We start from the raw sequence: 16,324 nt of genomic DNA on the forward strand, positions 1-16,324 counted from the left end.
ACCTTGTAATGCTCAGAATCTTACCGTTCCTAATATAATCATAGACGGAATTGTTCGCCGAGATAAACTTGTTTCACCTGTTCATTATTGAGAACTTCTGCCGGAGTTCCCGATGCAATTAGGTGCCCTTGGCTTACGATATAGGCTTTTTCGCATACGTCCAGTGTTTCACGCACGTTATGGTCAGTGATTAACACTCCGAGGCCGCGATCGCGTAGATGCTCGATGATTTTCTTGATGTCATTAACCGAGATTGGGTCAACACCAGCGAAAGGTTCATCCAACAAAATGAATTGAGGATTGGCTGCTAAAGCGCGAGCGATTTCTACCCTGCGTCGCTCACCCCCCGATAGTGCCATACCCGCACTGGTTCTGATGTGCTGGATGTGGAATTCTTCCAACAAATCTTCCAGCTTATCTTGGCGCTCTTCACGTGTCATTTCTTGACGAGTTTCGAGTACAGCCATGATGTTATCTTCTACCGACAGCTTACGGAAAATCGACGCTTCTTGCGGAAGGTAGCCAATCCCGAGACGCGAACGACTGTGCATCGGCAGAATACTGATATCTTTATCATCAATGGTGATGGTGCCTTCATCTCGTGGCACCAAGCCGACAATCATATAAAACGAGGTGGTTTTACCTGCGCCGTTTGGGCCTAGCAGCCCAACAATCTGACCAGATTCAACTTCCAAGCTAACATCGGTTACGACTTTGCGCTTTTTGTAGCTTTTCGCCAAGTTTTTCGCACTCAGTACTGCCATATTAGTTCTCTATCTGATTGGGTTGCAAAATGGTCGTAACGCGCTCTTCCTTAGAGCTATCAGCGACTAGCTTTTGTTTACCAATTTGGTAACGAATCGAAGAACCTTTAATGGTGTTGTTGTCTTGTGCCAGTTGCGCTTGACCTTTCATGGTCAGTTCGTCTGTAGAAATACGGTAATCCAGCTCCACAGCTTGACCACTCAGTGTTTTACCATCGTCCATCAGCTGAGAAAACTTGGCAGGTTTACCAAATGCTTGAATCTGTTTGATGGCTTCGGTTTTAGGATCGCGCGTTACCACGATTCTATCAGCATCGATATTGATGCTACCTTGCTTAAGAGATACATCGCCTTTAAAAATAACCTGGTTACTCTTCATATCCACTTGTTGGGTGTCAGAGTTAATGTAAACCGGTTGTTGAGTATCCGACTTAAGTGCCAGCGCTTGAGGCGCCGCCAATACCAGTGCCAGTAGGCTAAGGTGTAACGGTTTCATATCGACCTTGAACTTCGTCTGTCAGAGTTGCGGTATGCTGCTTTAAGTTGCCTTGCATTGCGCCTCCAGTAGTTTCAAATTGTGGCCCAACCAACATGACCTGTTGATCAGCTTTAAAATCACGATTGGTTAGATTAATGACTAACTTGTCTGTTGCCATGGTATCAAAACTCGCACCTGGCAGAAGATTTTGCATTAAGACCTTGTCATATAACGTTAATACTTGGTCTTCATCTAACACGGCTCTTGTGGCCGTCACCTTCCATTCAATGACGCTACCTTCACGGTAAACCATCAAAGTCGGGTTATTAAAAATGGTATCTCCACTCTTAGCATAATGGTCTAAGTTCGTGGAGCGGATGATGTAACTGCGGACACCATCTTCACCATAGGTGATGTTTTCCAGTCCAGTACCACTGAACATGGGCAGTTCAGAATCTGGTGCTACTTGAATTGCGTCGTTGCCTTTTGGGGTCAGTAGGTAATAACCGCACCATGCGACAACGAAGATCAAGAGCAAATAAATAAGGCGAGTAAAACTCATATAATGAAGGCCTATCGTTTAGCTCAGTACTTCCCTGACCATTGCCTTTATTTGTGTAATAAATGATTTAAATGTTTGTGCTGATATTACATCACGCCAGCTTTTAGTAAATCGTGCATGTTCAGTGCACCCACAATTTTTTCGTCTTTACATAAAATCAGAGCGTTAATATTTTTATTCTGCATCAAGTTCAAACCTTCAACCGCTAGCATATCAGGGTGCGCTGTGGTTGGATTTGTCGTCATGACTTCGCCAATCGCGGTCGTATGAATATCAATGCGTTTGTCTAAGGTGCGACGTAAATCACCATCGGTGAATATACCAAGCATAGCATCGTGTTCATCGACGATAGCGGTCATGCCTAGCCCTTTTTCTGAAATTTCAAGCAGGGCATCGCGAATCAATGCGTTTGGAGAAACTTTAGGTAACGCTTCTCCAAAGTGCATAATATCAGACAACTTAAGCAGCAGTTTTCTCCCTAACGCGCCACCTGGATGAGACAAGGCAAAATCTTCGGCAGAAAAACCACGCGCTTGAAGTAGGGCTACGGCTAATGCGTCTCCCATTACTAATGTGGCAGTGGTACTGCTGGTCGGTGCCAACCCTAGTGGGCAAGCTTCTTGAGGTACCGTGATTTGCAGGTGCAAGTCAGACAGTTTTGCCATATTGGATTCTGGCTTGCCTGTCATGCTAATTATCTTGATGTTCAGGCGTTTTAATACCGGAAATAGAGACAGAATTTCGTTTGACTCACCAGAGTTAGAAATTGCGAGCACAATATCTCCAGGGCTGATCATGCCCAAGTCGCCATGTGCAGCTTCGCCAGGGTGAACGAAAAACGCAGAAGTCCCCGTGCTTGCCAGAGTCGCAGCAATCTTGTTACCAATGTGGCCTGACTTGCCAATACCCATAACGGCTACTTTGCCGCTGTTGGAAAGGATCAGTTCGCACGCTTTCTCAAATTGATCATCAAAGTAGGTATCCAGCTCTTGCAGAGCAGCAACTTCGATATCAAGAACTTGTTTAGCAGCAGCGCGAAAATCAAATTGATTGGACATATCAGTTCTCTACTTATTTATCGTGGTAATTAAGCGGCCATGTTTGCGAATAAGTACACTTGATAACCTAGGAAGCATGCAAACAAGATTGCACCTTCAATACGGTTAATACTGCGTGATTTACCCAAACACATCGCGACAAGTAACAGTGAAACGCCTAACATGACCCAGAAGTCACGTCCCATCGCGTACTCACTCAGCACCGATGGATTAATGATGCCAGGAATGCCCATTACGGCCAGAATATTAAACACATTCGAGCCAATAATGTTACCGACGGCCATGTCGTCTTCACCTTTTAAAACACCAGCAAGCGATGCTGCGAGCTCAGGTAGACTAGTACCGATGGCAATGATAGTCAGACCGATGACAAGATCGCTCATGCCAAAATACTTTGCAATAATCACCGCGTTATCCACTAGCATGCTTGCTGCCAAAGGAAGCAGTATCAGGCCAATAACCACCCACATGATCGCTTTAGGGTTGCTGACGCCCTCTGGGATCTCTGACTCTTGGTCATCAAGAAAAACATCACCTGATTTTTGTTCTTTGCGGCTGATCTGCAACATAGCAAATAAAAATGCCCCAAAGAGTACAAACAATAAGACACCTTCATAAAAACCGAGATGGCTATTCCAAAGCAGAATACCGGCGAGTACTGTTACTGCAATCATTAATGGCAGTTCCCGGCGGATGACCGCGGAGCTAATCGACAGAGGCTTGATGAGTGCTGTAATACCTAGGATTAACGCGATGTTCGCGATGTTTGAGCCTAAAACGTTACCCACTGCAGTATCGGTTTTTCCGTCCCAGGCTGCGGTTGCAGAAACCATCATCTCTGGCGCAGAAGAGCCCATCGCAAGGATTGTCATGCCGATGACAAGAGGTGAAATACCGACGTTGCGGGCTATCGCTGCAGAACCAAAAACAAGTTTATCTGCACTCCATACGAGCAAAACAAGACCGACTATAAGCAACGCTACGGCTTCGAGCATGAGAATTCCTAAGTATTAAATAAGTAAAATGAATAACCGCTAATTTTGACCTTTTGCGGCCTAAAATGGAAGATAAACGACGAATAAATTAAAGGTTAGTAACGAAAATGTATGCAAATGTCGTTCACTTAAATCAGCAATTCTTGTCTAGGATTTAAACACTTTGCGCTGATTTGATCGTAATCCATAAAAAATTGCAGGTATATACTCGACTTTATTTAATTGAACAGTGCTTTAAATTCAAAGCCAATGTGCTTATGATTGCAGCCTAATAAATGTACCGACGTTACTTTATTAAACGTGAAATTCAACTCCGTTGTGTGTCAGGTTGATGATGCCGTGAGTTGCAACGCTCCGACAGTAGAAGAGATGATATGTCGAACAACGATTTAGTCACCGTGAACAACCTCACTTTTTCACGGGGAGAGCGCAAGATCTTTGATGGTATTGATCTGCATGTTCCTGAGGGCAAAGTGACGGCCATTATGGGACCATCGGGAATAGGTAAAACTACACTGCTGCGTTTAATTGGTGGTCAGTTGTATCCCGAGCAAGGAGAGATCTGGTTTGATGGCGACAATATTCCCTCTCTCTCGCGTAAAAAACTCTACCATGCTCGAAAGAAAATGAGCATGTTGTTTCAATCAGGAGCTTTATTCACTGATTTGAATGTCTTTGATAACGTCGCCTTCCCATTGCGAGAGCATACGAATTTATCTGAAGAGCTGATTCGTACCATGGTGTTGCTTAAGCTTGAAGCCGTCGGTCTACGCGGCGCGGCACAATTGATGCCGAGCGAGCTATCGGGTGGCATGGCTAGACGCGCTGCGTTGGCGCGTGCGATCGCCCTGGATCCTGATTTAATCATGTATGATGAACCATTTGTCGGACAAGACCCAATCACCATGGGTGTCTTGGTTGAGCTCATTAGTAATCTAAATCAAGCGTTAGGTTTAACTTCTATAGTCGTTTCTCACGACGTGCCTGAAGTAATGAGTATTGCCGATTGGGTTTATCTGATGGCCGATGGCAAAATTATCGCTTTTGGCACACCAGAAGAGCTTAATCAGAATCTTGACCCTCGCGTTCAGCAGTTCTTACAAGGTGATGCAGATGGTCCTGTACCGTTTCGCTTCCCTTCTCAAAGTATCGAAAAGGACTTATTTGATGGTCGATAACTTTATGCATTTTGTCGCCTCACTAGGTAGACGAACGCTCTCCATCTGCGGAGCATTTGGTCGTGCGACTTTCATGCTGATTGGGGCACTGTTTACTAAGCCACAACCGCTCAAAAGCTTTCCTCTGCTCGTTAAACAACTTTATTCCGTAGGCGTCCAGTCTCTGGCGATTATCGTCGTATCTGGGTTGTTCATTGGTATGGTCTTGAGCCTACAAGGCTATGTTGTGCTGGTGGATTACGGCGCAGAGGGCAGTTTGGGGCAAATGGTGGCGCTCTCATTGCTACGTGAATTAGGGCCCGTTGTCACTGCACTTCTGTTTGCTGGTCGTGCAGGCTCTGCGTTAACTGCAGAGATAGGTTTGATGAAAGCGACGGAGCAACTCTCTAGCCTTGAAATGATGGCGGTAGATCCTTTGAAAAGAGTGATCGCGCCACGTTTTTGGGCTGGTGCTATTTCAATGCCATTACTGGCTATGATTTTCATGGCAGTGGGTATTTGGGGCGCCCAGCTTGTTGGTGTTGACTGGAAAGGTGTTGACCATGGCAGTTTTTGGTCAGCGATGCAGTCCTCAGTTGAACTAGGACAGGATATTGGTAACAGTATGATCAAGTGCTTTGCGTTTGCAATTACGGTTACTTGGGTCGCTCTATTTAATGGTTATGATGCTATTCCAACTTCGGAAGGGATCAGCAGAGCAACTACGCGCACTGTTGTGCATTCTTCTTTAGCAGTACTAGGACTAGACTTTGTACTGACCGCATTGATGTTTGGGAATTAATCATGCAACAAACACGTAAAACTGAATTATGGGTTGGCAGCTTTGTATTAGCGGGAATTTGCGCGATTCTTGTGATGATTTTTCAAGTTGCTGACGTAAAAAACATTGGCTCTGGTGATACTTATACCCTCAAAGCTGAGTTCGATAATATTGGTAGTTTAAAAGTTCGCTCGCCAGTAAAAGTGGGTGGGGTTGTGATTGGTCGGGTAAGCAACATTTCACTTAACCCAGATAACTTATTACCTGTTGTAACTCTATCGATCAATAGCAAATACAATCAATTCCCAGAAACGTCGAGCGTACAAATTTTGACGTCTGGCTTGATTGGTGAGCAATACATTGGTTTAGTACCAGGCTTTGTTTTTGACGATGAAGTCATGCTGGTCGATGGCGATACCATCGAAGACACCAAATCAGCGCTCGTGCTTGAAGACTTAATTGGTCAAGTGCTTTACAGCGTAGGTGGTTCAGACGATTCAAGTAAGGAATAACTATGTTAGCGAGATTATTACTTTCAGTTTGTGCTGTGTTTAGCGCGTTTGGTACAAGTGCAGCAGAAGTGGATAAAACTGAACCTTATAAGATGATGAAGCAAGTGGCTGAAGTCACGTTCGAAAGATTAAAAGCTGAGCAGCCGAGAATCAAACAAGACCCAGATTTACTCAAGGTGATTGTTGAAGAAGAGCTAATGCCTTACGTCAACTACCGCTATGCTGGGTTAAAGCTCCTAGGTCCAAACCTAAAAGGAGCGAAACGTGAAGACGTACTTGAGTTTATCGATGCATTTCGCGCGTACTTAATTGCTTCTTATGCCCAAGTGCTAACGCAATACAGTGACCAACAAATTGAATTTGGTCCTGAGCCTAGCGTTGATGACTCTAAGCGTATCACCAGTATTAAAGTTGATATCATCGATACGCCGCGTCCAAACATCAAGCTAGAGTTCAAATTGCGTAAAGACAACAAATCTGGTGAGTGGGAAGCGTTCGATATGATTGCGGAAGGCATCAGTTTACTCTCTAGTAAACAGTCAGAATGGAATAGCAAAATTCGTCAAGAAGGCATTCTATCTGTCGCGAAAGATCTAGAGAAATTAGCTGCGGAACCGATTCGCTTTGAGGCGAAGAAATAATGGCCCAGACTCCCGCTCAGTGGCAATTAGATCAAAACATTCTTAAGCTAACAGGGGCACTTGATAGAGATACAGTACCCTCATTGTGGGCGTATGCTCAGCAATGGCAACCAGCTCAAGCTGAGCTGGAATGCTCGTTAAAAGAGATAGAGCGCGTCGACTCTGCAGGAATGGTGATGTTAATCCACTTATTAGAGCATGCAAAAAAGCAAAACTGTCATATAATGCTCAGTTTCGTGCCGGCGCAACTGCGCACTTTGTTTCAACTGAGCAATGTTGAATCTTTAGTGGCCAAACACATACAGAATTATCAGGGGTAAATTGTGGATAGCGCAAAAGTACAACAGTTATTAGAAGAAGCACTAAACCTTCAAGAAGTGCATGTAAAAGGTGAAGGTAGCCACTATGAGGTGGTTGCTGTTGATGCTTGTTTCGATGGAATGAGCCGCGTTAAGAAGCAGCAGTTAATTTATGGTCCTCTGATGGAATACATCCAGCGTAACGACATTCACGCATTATCAATTAAAGCGTTCACACCAGAAGAGTGGGCTCGTGATAAGAAACTGATGTCGCTTTAAGGTTTATTGATGGAAAAGTTTCGAGTTATTGGGTCAGATAAACCACTCGTTGGTGAAGTGACCATTTCCGGTGCAAAAAACGCAGCACTGCCGATTTTATTTGCGTCTATCTTGGCGGAAGAGCCTGTAGAAGTGGCAAACGTGCCACACCTTCGTGATATCGATACAACCATGGAACTGCTTAAGCGTTTAGGCGCGAAAGTAAGCCGTAATGGTTCTGTTCACGTCGATCCTAGTAGCATTACTGAATACTGCGCACCGTATGATTTGGTGAAAACCATGCGTGCTTCTATTTGGGCTTTGGGCCCGCTCGTTGCGCGATTTGGTCAAGGTCAGGTTTCTCTACCTGGCGGTTGTGCTATCGGTGCTCGTCCTGTTGATCTGCATATTTCTGGCCTAGAGCAGCTTGGCGCAACGATTACGCTTGAAGATGGTTACGTTAAAGCTGAGGTTGATGGTCGTCTAAAAGGTGCGCACATCGTGATGGATAAAGTCAGCGTAGGCGCGACGATCACCATCATGTGTGCTGCAGCACTTGCTGAAGGCACTACAACGCTAGACAACGCGGCGCGTGAACCTGAAATTGTAGATACAGCGGATTTCCTAAATAAGCTTGGTGCAAAAATTTCTGGTGCAGGCACAGATACGATCACAATTGAAGGTGTTGAGCGCCTAGGTGGTTGTAAACACAACGTGGTTGCCGACCGTATTGAGACGGGAACATTCCTTGTCGCTGCTGCGGTATCTGGCGGTAAAGTAGTATGTCGTAACACTAACGCTCATTTGCTTGAAGCGGTTTTAGCCAAGCTAGAAGAAGCTGGCGCGCTTGTCGAAACGGGTGAAGATTGGATTTCAGTAGATATGACCGATCGCGAGCTGAAAGCAGTGAGTGTACGTACAGCGCCGCATCCAGGCTTCCCGACCGATATGCAAGCGCAATTTACGCTACTAAACATGATGGCGAAAGGCGGCGGCGTGATCACTGAGACTATCTTTGAAAACCGCTTTATGCACGTACCAGAACTCATGCGTATGGGCGCGAAAGCCGAGATTGAAGGCAACACCGTTATCTGTGGTGATGTTGAGTCATTAAGTGGTGCGCAAGTCATGGCAACCGACCTACGAGCTTCGGCTAGTTTGGTAATTGCGGGCTGTATTGCTAAAGGCGAAACCATCGTTGACCGTATTTACCATATCGACCGCGGTTACGACAAAATCGAAAATAAACTGGCTGCACTTGGCGCAAATATTGAGCGAGTGAGCGAGGCAAGTTAAACTGCACCGCAGGTAACTTGGATATCAAGAGAGCCGAAACCTGAGTTTCGGCTTTTTTATATCACTCTCATGACCATAGTTATCCTTTATGGAAAGAGAGAAATTAATAGCTGTATCTGGCAAAAGCCGGTTCCTGGAGAACAAGAATGATTGCACTGTTACGTGTATTTGCTGTCGCTATCTTTGCGATTGTTATGTTTATTGGTGGTTGTGGTTACTGCCTGTTAAGCCCCCGAAACCCTAAGCACGTTTTCACTTTTGGCCGCTTGTTTGCCAAGATGTCTCGTGTGTTTGGGATTAAGTTAGAGTTGCGTATCCCTGAAGATGCGTATTCACGCGGCCAACATGTTTACATTGCTAACCACCAGAACAATTGGGACATGTTTACTGTTTCTGCGGCTGTGACTCCGAAAGTTGTGACAGTAGGTAAAAAGAGCTTGGCTTGGATGCCACTGTTTGGTCAGCTTTACTGGCTTACGGGTAACATTCTGATTGACCGAGCGAATCGCTCGAAAGCAAAAGGTACTATCGATCAGGTCGTGAGCAGCATGAAAGAAAGTGATGTTTCGGTGTGGATGTTCCCAGAAGGCACGCGTTCTCGTGGGCGTGGTTTGCTGCCATTCAAAACAGGTGCTTTTCATGCGGCAATTGGTGCAGGTGTGCCAATCATTCCTATCGTATGTAGCTCGACGAATAAAATTAAGCTGAACCGTTGGAACAATGGTCATGTGATTGTTGAAATGCTACCTCCAATCAGTACAGAAGGCTATGGTAAAGAGGGCATTCGCGAGCTAGCGAATATCTGTCGTGAACAGATGAAAGAGAAGCTTGAATCGTTAGATGAAGAAGTCAAACAGCGCAACGCTGCTTAAGTTTTACTGCGATATCATCACGAAAAGACAATAAAAAACGGGTAGCCTGAGCTACCCGTTTTTTTATGTTTGTCAGCAAGTGCAATTATTTGCGAACTGCGATCGCTTCAATCTCGATACCAACATCTTTTGGTAGGCGAGCGACTTCTACACAAGAACGTGCAGGGTAGTTTGCTACGCCGTGCTCATCAAAGAACTTGCCGTAAACTTCGTTCACTGTGCCAAAGTCGTTTAGGTCTTTAACAAAAACCGTTAGCTTTACAATATCAGATACTTTAAGACCTGAAGATTCAACTACAGCCTTTACGTTTTCTAGAGACTGACGAGCTTGCTCTGTGATATCAGCAGACACTTCACCTGTCGCTGGGTTTACTGGGATTTGGCCTGAAGTAAGAACCATGTTACCTAGATCTACGCCTTGAACGTAAGGACCGATTGCTGCTGGTGCAGATTCAGTGTGAAGTACTTTCGTCATTTGATTTTTCCATCAGTTGTAGGGAATAAAGATTCTCAGTTTGCCTCTAAACCCGTGGTAGGTAAAGAGTAAAATACCCCGGCATTGCGGGGTATTTTAAACGTATCACGCCTAGTCGTACGGTGTGTTTATCGTTCGGTTACGATCTCACGTGAGAACACTTTCTCGCAGTACTTACACTTTAGGCGGATTTCTTGTTTCTTTTCGAATACGCTAAAGCTGCTTTCTACTGGTTCATTGTGAGAAATGCAGTTTGAATTTGGGCATTCGAAGACATCATTGATGCGCTCTGGAAGCTCTAACGCGAGCTTTTTCACCACTTCATAGTTTTCGATTTGGTTCACGGTCGCGTGCGGAGCATACAGCGCCAACTTGCTCGCTTGCTCTTCATTAATAAACACATTTTCGATTTTGAGTAGATCTTTATGACCGAGTGCTGATGATGGCAAGTTCAGACCAATAGTAACGCGCTGTGATGAATTGTGCATATCGAACAGTCTTAGTACTTTGATGCCGATTTGCGCAGGGATGTGGTCGATGACCGTGCCATTTTTGATTGCTTCTACCTGCAATTGAGTTTCTTTAGCCATGGGTTTTCTCCTCGATTACAGTGTTTCGTTTAGAACAAGCGCCAACAGTGCTTGGCGAGCGTATACGCCATTTTGAGCTTGCTGGAAGAAGTAAGCATGAGGCGTTTTATCTACATCGGTTGTGATTTCATCCACGCGAGGGAGGGGGTGGAGTACTTTTAGGTTCTCGCGCGCCCCTTCTAGTAGTGCCGCCGTTAGGATGTAAGCCGACTTAATATGTGCGTATTCCGATTCGTCAAAACGTTCTTTCTGTACGCGTGTCATGTACAGAATATCCAGCTCAGGAATCACACTCTCCATGTCCGTGTGCAGGCTATATTGAATGCCAGCTTCGTCTAGCTCTTCGCAGATGTAATCTGGCATTGCCAATGCTTCTGGTGCAACAAAGAAGAAGCGGATGTTATTAAACTTCGCTAAGGCTTGAGTCAGTGAGTGCACTGTGCGGCCATATTTTAGGTCACCTACGAATGCGACGTTCAGGTTGTCTAGACGCCCTTGTGTTTCTGCGATGGTGTATAGGTCGAGTAGCGTTTGAGTTGGGTGTTGGTTTGCACCGTCACCAGCGTTGATCACTGGCACGCCATTTGAGAATTCAGAGGCCAAGCGAGCGGCGCCTTCTTGTGGATGGCGCATTACAAAGGCATCGACGTAAGAAGAGATGACCTGTACTGAATCTGCGAGTGTTTCGCCTTTTTTCGCCAGAGAGGTATTACCATCATTATCAAAGCCAATCACGTCACCACCAATGCGTTGAATCGCTGTTTCAAACGATAAACGTGTACGTGTTGATGGTTCAAAGAAACAACTGGCAACGACTTTGTTTTTAATCAGTTCTGGTCGAGGTGCTTTTTTAAGGCTGCCTGCTGTTTCTACGATAAGTTCCAGCTCTTCACGTGAAAGCTCTGGAATAGAGATGATGTGCTTCTGGTAAAGCGAGTTCGCCATGATCTTCTTCCCTATAACATTGATGACTATATCCAAATTGCCGAAAGGAATTTTGGACATAAAAAAACCTCCCCAAATGGGGAGGTTTTAAAATTCAATAGAATTAACGAAAATAACACCACGTAAGCGTAGTCGCTTAGCGAGAGCAAATCGCGTTTTCATGTTGGCAATTAGCTTGGTCATTTCTTAATCCTCAGACAAATTGCCGAGCATTATACGCTTAACTTTCGTGAGCGCAAGCGATTACATCATGGTTTTTGGCAGCTGTTTTTGCGCGCTGGTTTAGCTTCCTAGCGTCGCAACCATCACGGCTTTGATGGTGTGCATACGGTTTTCAGCTTCGTCGAATACGATGGAGTATTCCGATTCAAATACCTCTTCTGTTACTTCAAGGCCTTTCATTCCGTATTTTTCAGCTACTTCTTTGCCGACGGTGGTTTCATCATTGTGGAAAGCAGGAAGGCAGTGCATGAATTTCACATGTGGATTACCCGTTTGCTTAATCACGTCCATATTGATTTGATATGGTGTCATTAACGCTACACGTTCATCCCATGCCTCAGCGGATTCACCCATAGATACCCAAACATCGGTGTAAAGGAAGTCACAACCCTTCACGCCTTCCTCCACGCTTTCAGTTAATGTGATTTTTGCACCAGTTTGCTGCGCGATAGTTTGGCAAGTTGCCACCAAATCTTCTTCAGGCCAGAACGCTTTTGGCGCGACAAGGCGAATATCCATGCCCATTTTAGCGGCACCCACCATGAGCGAGTTGCCCATATTGTTGCGTGCATCGCCTAGGTAAGCGAAGGTCATTTCATGCAGCTGCTTACCGCGTCCGTGCTCTTGCATGGTAAGGAAATCGGCAAGGATTTGGGTTGGGTGGAACTCATCAGTCAAACCATTCCACACTGGAACACCAGCATAAGTGCCAAGCTCTTCAACAATGGATTGGCCAAAGCCGCGATATTCGATGCCGTCATACATGCGACCTAAGACGCGTGCGGTGTCTTTCATTGATTCTTTATGGCCAATCTGAGAACCAGAAGGGCCGATGTAAGAGACTTGAGCGCCTTGATCAAAAGCTGCGACTTCAAACGCACATCGGGTACGAGTCGAAGATTTCTCAAAGATGAGTGCAATGTTTTTACCTTGAAGTGTCTTCTGCTCTGTTCCTGCATATTTTGCTTTTTTTAGCTCTGCAGACAGTTCGAGCAAGAACTGGATTTCTTTGGTTGAGAAATCCAATAGCTTCAAAAAGTTGCGGTTACGTAAATTGAAAGCCATAGCTCGTCCCTTAGGTCGTTTGGTTGATAAAGAATAAAAGCATTAAAACATATAAATGCTTTATTTGTGAATAATTATTTTTATGTGAAACTAAAAAAGGTTGATGCATTCACATCAACCTTAGTTTTTATTCATTTAATGTAAAAGGACGAATTGGTTATATATCGTCTCGTTCTATCGGACAACTCATGCAGCGGGCGCCACCACGGCCACGGCCAAGCTCGTTACCTGGGACTGTCAGTACTTTGATACCAGCTTTGTCGTATTTTTCGTTGGTGTATACATTGCGTTCGTAACCAATCACAACGCCCGGTTTTACGGTAAGAACGTTATTGGCGTCATTCCATTGTTCGCGCTCAGCTTCATAACTGTCACCACCCGTGGTGATGATTTTCAGCTGATCTAAGCCAAGAGCAGATTCAATCGCATGTAGGTAGTTATGAGATGCTTCAACATGCATTTCACCATTGCCTTTTGGTGTTAAGCGCCATGTGTCGAGATCTTTGCGCATGATCTCTGGGTAAACAGAGAACGTGTCCACATCCATATGGGTCATAACGGTGTCTAAATGCATGCATGAACGGTGTTTAGGCAGATCAATCGCAATCACTTCGGTTGCTTGTCCTGCCTTAAACAGGCTCGCTGCAAGGTTTTCTACACCTTGCGCGGTCGTGCGCTCAGACATACCGATCAGAACTGCACCTTTACCAATAACCAACACATCACCGCCTTCGACATTCGCATTATCATAATGCAGATCATCATCACCGAAGTATTTGATAAAGTCTTGGCCAGCAAAAATTGGGTGCCAACGATAAATCGCACGTAAGTGGTTTGTTTCACGTTGGCGTGCAGGCATCATCATTGGGTTGAGCGATACACCACCATAAACCCAGCATGAGGTATCACGCGTAAATAGGTGGTTAGGTAGTGGCTCAATAACAAAATCCAGCGGACGCTTCATTTTTGGCAGCATAGAAGATGAGGTGATCGGCAGCTCTGAGTAAGCTAAGCCACCTAAAAAGATGCTGGCAAGGTGTTCATCATCCATTTCTGAAAAATATTGGCGTAGGTCTCGCGCAAAGGTTGGCCCGTAACGAAAGTCAGAAATCTGAGTATCTAGCAGCCACTGTTTTGCTTCTGGAACGGCGAGGGTTTCGACCAGTAAATCGTGGAGGAGAAGCACTTCTACATCTTGATCGCGTAGCGTGCGTGCGAACGCATCGTGCTCTTCACCGGCCGCTTCTACAGCAAGAACATCATCAAACAGTAACTCATGACAGTTTGATGGAGTTAAGTGGGTTAGGGCGCGCTCTGGGCGATTTAATAGAACTCGTCGAAGTTGACCAACTTCTGATCCAACGTACAGCTTGCTCATTTTGTATCCTTACAAATTTTCCAGCCGTTAGTTATGACAAGCTTCCTAGAAAGATGCAAATCACTACACTTTGTCTATATTCTGAGTTTTTATTGTTTTTTAGATTTTAGTTTTGGGTATTTTTCTTATGAAGTCTTGGTTTAGGTTTAAGTTCTATTTTGTGAAATGTGGAGAGCGTGCGTTTTTATTCTAATTTCCCCGTTGAGAAAGAATACATGCATAGTGCATAAAACGTGCATTTTTATTCTCAATTATGCATTATTAAAGTGAATTTATTCGTTATGCTTCTTCGTTTTACACGTGAGTGTATTCAAGAAAGCGCCATAAACACGCACAGAAAGAGAAAATAACCGCATTAAGTGTCAGTTAGGATGTTCTGAATATTAAAAAATGCCATTTTTTGTTAATTTTTTGTTTCTTTGCGTGGTCGGTTTAATATTTATATTCAAATAACCGATAAGAATCGCGGTGGTATGATGTTTGTTTGTGGCTTTTCATCGCAATCCATGCCATATTTCACCGGATCAGCATACTCAGTATCGGGTATAGTGTTTCTATCAAGTAACTAATCTGGAGCCAAAACATGTCTCACGAAGATGAATATCTATCAGTAGAAGAATTAATTGAGATTCAAAAGGAAGAGACTCGCGATATCATTGCAGCATTGCTAGAAGATGGCAGCGATCCAGATTCGCTATACGAAATCGAGCACCACCTGTTTGCAGAAGATTTTGACACGCTAGAAAAAGCGGTAGTTGAAGCATTCAAGATGGGCTTTGAAGTGCTTGAAGCGGAAGAAACTGAAGATGAAGATGGCAACAAGTTGCTTTGCTGTGACGCAACCATGGAATCAGCATTAGACGCAGAAGCCATTGATGCGCAAGTTGAAAAACTGATTCACTTGGCAGAAAAATACGACATCATCTACGACGGTTGGGGTACGTACTACGAAGGCGAAGATGCGCTTTACCCTGAAGAAGATGAAGACGACGAGTAATCAAAGCTCACCTCTTTTAGAAAAACCAGCGTTTAACGCTGGTTTTTTTATACCTTGAAAATGGCATCCAACAACAGATGAATGTGGAGGTGATAAATAATTCACATTGAGTTTATAGGGGATTTCTCCCTATAATGCGTGAAAATTGATCTAGCGCAAGGTGTATATGCAACTCTCACTCGCCGGTTTATGGCAAGTCTCTCCACTGACGGACCTCTCGATTCCACAGGATGACATCACTTTTCCCGCCCCTTTAAGTCTGGTCCTGCCTGATGAATTGACGGAAGAAGCGATTCGTCAACAAGAATGGCACTTGATGCACGATATTGAAGTGGATGAGGCGATGATGGCATTTCCTGCAGTGGAAATGGTAATGGGTGGTGTTGATTACCATGCGGAGGTACGTTTGAACGGCGTGGCTGTGTTTGATTGTGATGGCTCGCAAAGTGTGTATAAGAAAGACATTCGCCCATACATGCAAATGGGGCGTAATCGCTTTGAGATATTGTTCCTAGAGGAAGAAGAAGATCTTTTATTCGATGAGGATAAGCCAGAGCTGTGCCCGCTTTCTGAACATCAATATAAGAAAAGTGATGAGCGACTGGGCGTGTGGCAAGAACCGTACTTGCAGTTTATTCGCAACGTGCGTTTAGAGCGCGTGGCAACCGAGCAGATTTGGCACCATGGTGGCGGGTGTGAATTTAAGGTCGATTTGTATTACCAGACATTTGCACCAGGGCTAGTGTCAGCAGCGGTAAAGTTTAATGGCATGACTTACCATATCCCAATTGACGTTCGTGCAGATCACGCCAGCGCACTCTTTCAGATTGAAGCGCCAAAGTATGCTGATCTTAATGACCCTGATCCAAATGATCTCTATCAGTTGTCTGTTGAATTGGATGGGCAACGCCAAAACTTCACTGTTGCATTGAGCCAGGAGCTTTGCGTTACCCATGTTGTGCTTTAACGTCTGATAATA

General features: G+C 44.7%; 20 protein-coding genes. 10 read left to right on the top strand and 10 right to left on the bottom strand.

Annotated elements, in window-relative coordinates; all coding sequences use genetic code 11:
• Positions 1-38 precede the first annotated feature (38 nt).
• The 5 genes from lptB to MTR11_RS17435 form a co-directional block, all read right to left on the bottom strand.
• On the bottom strand, positions 39-764 hold the full coding sequence (lptB, locus tag MTR11_RS17415; RefSeq protein WP_005396240.1) for an LPS export ABC transporter ATP-binding protein: 726 nt from the start codon (positions 762-764) through the stop codon (positions 39-41).
• A gap of 1 nt (position 765) precedes the next feature.
• The gene (lptA, locus tag MTR11_RS17420) at positions 766-1,260 is read right to left on the bottom strand and encodes a lipopolysaccharide transport periplasmic protein LptA (RefSeq protein ID WP_005396239.1); all 495 of its coding nucleotides are present in this window, start codon (positions 1,258-1,260) and stop codon (positions 766-768) included.
• A complete protein-coding gene (gene lptC / locus MTR11_RS17425; protein WP_005396238.1) occupies positions 1,241-1,804 on the bottom strand; it encodes an LPS export ABC transporter periplasmic protein LptC in 564 nt (187 codons plus the stop codon). Before lptC ends, lptA begins: the two co-directional genes overlap by 20 nt.
• Positions 1,805-1,890: 86 nt before the next feature.
• A complete protein-coding gene (gene kdsD / locus MTR11_RS17430) occupies positions 1,891-2,862 on the bottom strand; it encodes an arabinose-5-phosphate isomerase KdsD (protein WP_047009142.1) in 972 nt (323 codons plus the stop codon).
• Positions 2,863-2,891: 29 nt separating this feature from the next.
• Positions 2,892-3,857 carry a calcium/sodium antiporter gene (locus tag MTR11_RS17435; protein ID WP_005396236.1) on the bottom strand — a complete coding sequence of 322 codons (966 nt, stop codon included), beginning with the start codon at positions 3,855-3,857 and terminating at the stop codon, positions 2,892-2,894.
• Between the two features lie 374 nt (positions 3,858-4,231).
• Here MTR11_RS17435 and mlaF point away from each other — a divergent pair, with 374 nt between their 5' ends.
• The 8 genes from mlaF (at position 4,232) to MTR11_RS17475 (ending at position 9,673) form a co-directional block, all read left to right on the top strand.
• The gene (mlaF, locus tag MTR11_RS17440; RefSeq protein ID WP_243328140.1) at positions 4,232-5,035 is read left to right on the top strand and encodes a phospholipid ABC transporter ATP-binding protein MlaF; all 804 of its coding nucleotides are present in this window, start codon (positions 4,232-4,234) and stop codon (positions 5,033-5,035) included.
• Entirely contained in the window at positions 5,025-5,816 is a 792-nt protein-coding gene (mlaE, locus tag MTR11_RS17445) for a lipid asymmetry maintenance ABC transporter permease subunit MlaE (protein ID WP_005396234.1), read from the top strand. Before mlaF ends, mlaE begins: the two co-directional genes overlap by 11 nt.
• A gap of 2 nt (positions 5,817-5,818) precedes the next feature.
• Entirely contained in the window at positions 5,819-6,307 is a 489-nt protein-coding gene (gene mlaD / locus MTR11_RS17450; protein ID WP_243328141.1) for an outer membrane lipid asymmetry maintenance protein MlaD, read from the top strand.
• A 2-nt stretch (positions 6,308-6,309) separates the two neighbouring features.
• Complete coding sequence (gene mlaC / locus MTR11_RS17455; protein ID WP_243328142.1) at positions 6,310-6,948, top strand: phospholipid-binding protein MlaC; 639 nt, start codon at positions 6,310-6,312, stop codon at positions 6,946-6,948.
• Positions 6,948-7,268: a lipid asymmetry maintenance protein MlaB gene (locus MTR11_RS17460; protein WP_005396231.1), complete on the top strand. Its 321-nt coding sequence runs from the start codon at positions 6,948-6,950 to the stop codon at positions 7,266-7,268. The genes mlaC and MTR11_RS17460 overlap by 1 nt, the downstream gene beginning before the upstream one ends.
• Before the next feature lie 3 nt (positions 7,269-7,271).
• Positions 7,272-7,526 (top strand): BolA family iron metabolism protein IbaG, encoded by a 255-nt coding sequence (gene ibaG, locus MTR11_RS17465; protein WP_005396230.1) that lies wholly within the window; start codon positions 7,272-7,274, stop codon positions 7,524-7,526.
• Between the two features lie 9 nt (positions 7,527-7,535).
• Complete coding sequence (gene murA / locus MTR11_RS17470) at positions 7,536-8,801, top strand: UDP-N-acetylglucosamine 1-carboxyvinyltransferase (RefSeq protein WP_046873610.1); 1,266 nt, start codon at positions 7,536-7,538, stop codon at positions 8,799-8,801.
• Between the two features lie 146 nt (positions 8,802-8,947).
• Positions 8,948-9,673: a 1-acylglycerol-3-phosphate O-acyltransferase gene (locus tag MTR11_RS17475; RefSeq protein ID WP_005381088.1), complete on the top strand. Its 726-nt coding sequence runs from the start codon at positions 8,948-8,950 to the stop codon at positions 9,671-9,673.
• Between the two features lie 85 nt (positions 9,674-9,758).
• On the opposite strand, the gene MTR11_RS17480 is transcribed toward MTR11_RS17475, so the two are convergent.
• The 5 genes from MTR11_RS17480 to arcA form a co-directional block, all read right to left on the bottom strand.
• Positions 9,759-10,148 carry a RidA family protein gene (locus tag MTR11_RS17480; RefSeq protein ID WP_065646880.1) on the bottom strand — a complete coding sequence of 130 codons (390 nt, stop codon included), beginning with the start codon at positions 10,146-10,148 and terminating at the stop codon, positions 9,759-9,761.
• Between the two features lie 128 nt (positions 10,149-10,276).
• Positions 10,277-10,738, bottom strand: coding sequence for an aspartate carbamoyltransferase regulatory subunit (gene pyrI, locus MTR11_RS17485; RefSeq protein WP_005381086.1), 462 nt, complete (start codon positions 10,736-10,738; stop codon positions 10,277-10,279).
• Positions 10,739-10,753: 15 nt separating this feature from the next.
• Entirely contained in the window at positions 10,754-11,683 is a 930-nt protein-coding gene (pyrB, locus tag MTR11_RS17490; protein WP_005397473.1) for an aspartate carbamoyltransferase, read from the bottom strand.
• A gap of 282 nt (positions 11,684-11,965) precedes the next feature.
• The gene (locus MTR11_RS17495) at positions 11,966-12,970 is read right to left on the bottom strand and encodes an ornithine carbamoyltransferase (protein ID WP_012841385.1); all 1,005 of its coding nucleotides are present in this window, start codon (positions 12,968-12,970) and stop codon (positions 11,966-11,968) included.
• Positions 12,971-13,127: 157 nt separating this feature from the next.
• Positions 13,128-14,348 carry an arginine deiminase gene (gene arcA / locus MTR11_RS17500; RefSeq protein WP_006742359.1) on the bottom strand — a complete coding sequence of 407 codons (1,221 nt, stop codon included), beginning with the start codon at positions 14,346-14,348 and terminating at the stop codon, positions 13,128-13,130.
• Between the two features lie 583 nt (positions 14,349-14,931).
• Here arcA and rraB point away from each other — a divergent pair.
• Positions 14,932-15,345 carry a ribonuclease E inhibitor RraB gene (gene rraB, locus MTR11_RS17505; RefSeq protein ID WP_005381081.1) on the top strand — a complete coding sequence of 138 codons (414 nt, stop codon included), beginning with the start codon at positions 14,932-14,934 and terminating at the stop codon, positions 15,343-15,345.
• Between the two features lie 166 nt (positions 15,346-15,511).
• Positions 15,512-16,312 carry a glycosyl hydrolase 2 galactose-binding domain-containing protein gene (locus tag MTR11_RS17510; RefSeq protein ID WP_104974782.1) on the top strand — a complete coding sequence of 267 codons (801 nt, stop codon included), beginning with the start codon at positions 15,512-15,514 and terminating at the stop codon, positions 16,310-16,312.
• Positions 16,313-16,324: the final 12 nt, after the last annotated feature.

The organism is Vibrio sp. CCB-PB317, assembly GCF_022808245.1.
GTDB lineage: Bacteria > Pseudomonadota > Gammaproteobacteria > Enterobacterales > Vibrionaceae > Vibrio > Vibrio diabolicus.

What these genes read in the sequence shown, in the direction of transcription:
- lptB (WP_005396240.1), bottom strand. Translation starts at nt 764, where the DNA reads ATGGCAGTACTGAGTGCGAAAAACTTGGCGAAAAGCTACAAAAAGCGC.
- lptA (WP_005396239.1), bottom strand. Translation starts at nt 1,260, where the DNA reads ATGAAACCGTTACACCTTAGCCTACTGGCACTGGTATTGGCGGCGCCT.
- lptC (WP_005396238.1), bottom strand. Translation starts at nt 1,804, where the DNA reads ATGAGTTTTACTCGCCTTATTTATTTGCTCTTGATCTTCGTTGTCGCA.
- kdsD (WP_047009142.1), bottom strand. Translation starts at nt 2,862, where the DNA reads ATGTCCAATCAATTTGATTTTCGCGCTGCTGCTAAACAAGTTCTTGAT.
- MTR11_RS17435 (WP_005396236.1), bottom strand. Translation starts at nt 3,857, where the DNA reads ATGCTCGAAGCCGTAGCGTTGCTTATAGTCGGTCTTGTTTTGCTCGTA.
- mlaF (WP_243328140.1), top strand. Translation starts at nt 4,232, where the DNA reads ATGTCGAACAACGATTTAGTCACCGTGAACAACCTCACTTTTTCACGG.
- mlaE (WP_005396234.1), top strand. Translation starts at nt 5,025, where the DNA reads ATGGTCGATAACTTTATGCATTTTGTCGCCTCACTAGGTAGACGAACG.
- mlaD (WP_243328141.1), top strand. Translation starts at nt 5,819, where the DNA reads ATGCAACAAACACGTAAAACTGAATTATGGGTTGGCAGCTTTGTATTA.
- mlaC (WP_243328142.1), top strand. Translation starts at nt 6,310, where the DNA reads ATGTTAGCGAGATTATTACTTTCAGTTTGTGCTGTGTTTAGCGCGTTT.
- MTR11_RS17460 (WP_005396231.1), top strand. Translation starts at nt 6,948, where the DNA reads ATGGCCCAGACTCCCGCTCAGTGGCAATTAGATCAAAACATTCTTAAG.
- murA (WP_046873610.1), top strand. Translation starts at nt 7,536, where the DNA reads ATGGAAAAGTTTCGAGTTATTGGGTCAGATAAACCACTCGTTGGTGAA.
- MTR11_RS17475 (WP_005381088.1), top strand. Translation starts at nt 8,948, where the DNA reads ATGATTGCACTGTTACGTGTATTTGCTGTCGCTATCTTTGCGATTGTT.
- MTR11_RS17480 (WP_065646880.1), bottom strand. Translation starts at nt 10,148, where the DNA reads ATGACGAAAGTACTTCACACTGAATCTGCACCAGCAGCAATCGGTCCT.
- pyrI (WP_005381086.1), bottom strand. Translation starts at nt 10,738, where the DNA reads ATGGCTAAAGAAACTCAATTGCAGGTAGAAGCAATCAAAAATGGCACG.
- pyrB (WP_005397473.1), bottom strand. Translation starts at nt 11,683, where the DNA reads ATGGCGAACTCGCTTTACCAGAAGCACATCATCTCTATTCCAGAGCTT.
- MTR11_RS17495 (WP_012841385.1), bottom strand. Translation starts at nt 12,970, where the DNA reads ATGGCTTTCAATTTACGTAACCGCAACTTTTTGAAGCTATTGGATTTC.
- arcA (WP_006742359.1), bottom strand. Translation starts at nt 14,348, where the DNA reads ATGAGCAAGCTGTACGTTGGATCAGAAGTTGGTCAACTTCGACGAGTT.
- rraB (WP_005381081.1), top strand. Translation starts at nt 14,932, where the DNA reads ATGTCTCACGAAGATGAATATCTATCAGTAGAAGAATTAATTGAGATT.
- MTR11_RS17510 (WP_104974782.1), top strand. Translation starts at nt 15,512, where the DNA reads ATGCAACTCTCACTCGCCGGTTTATGGCAAGTCTCTCCACTGACGGAC.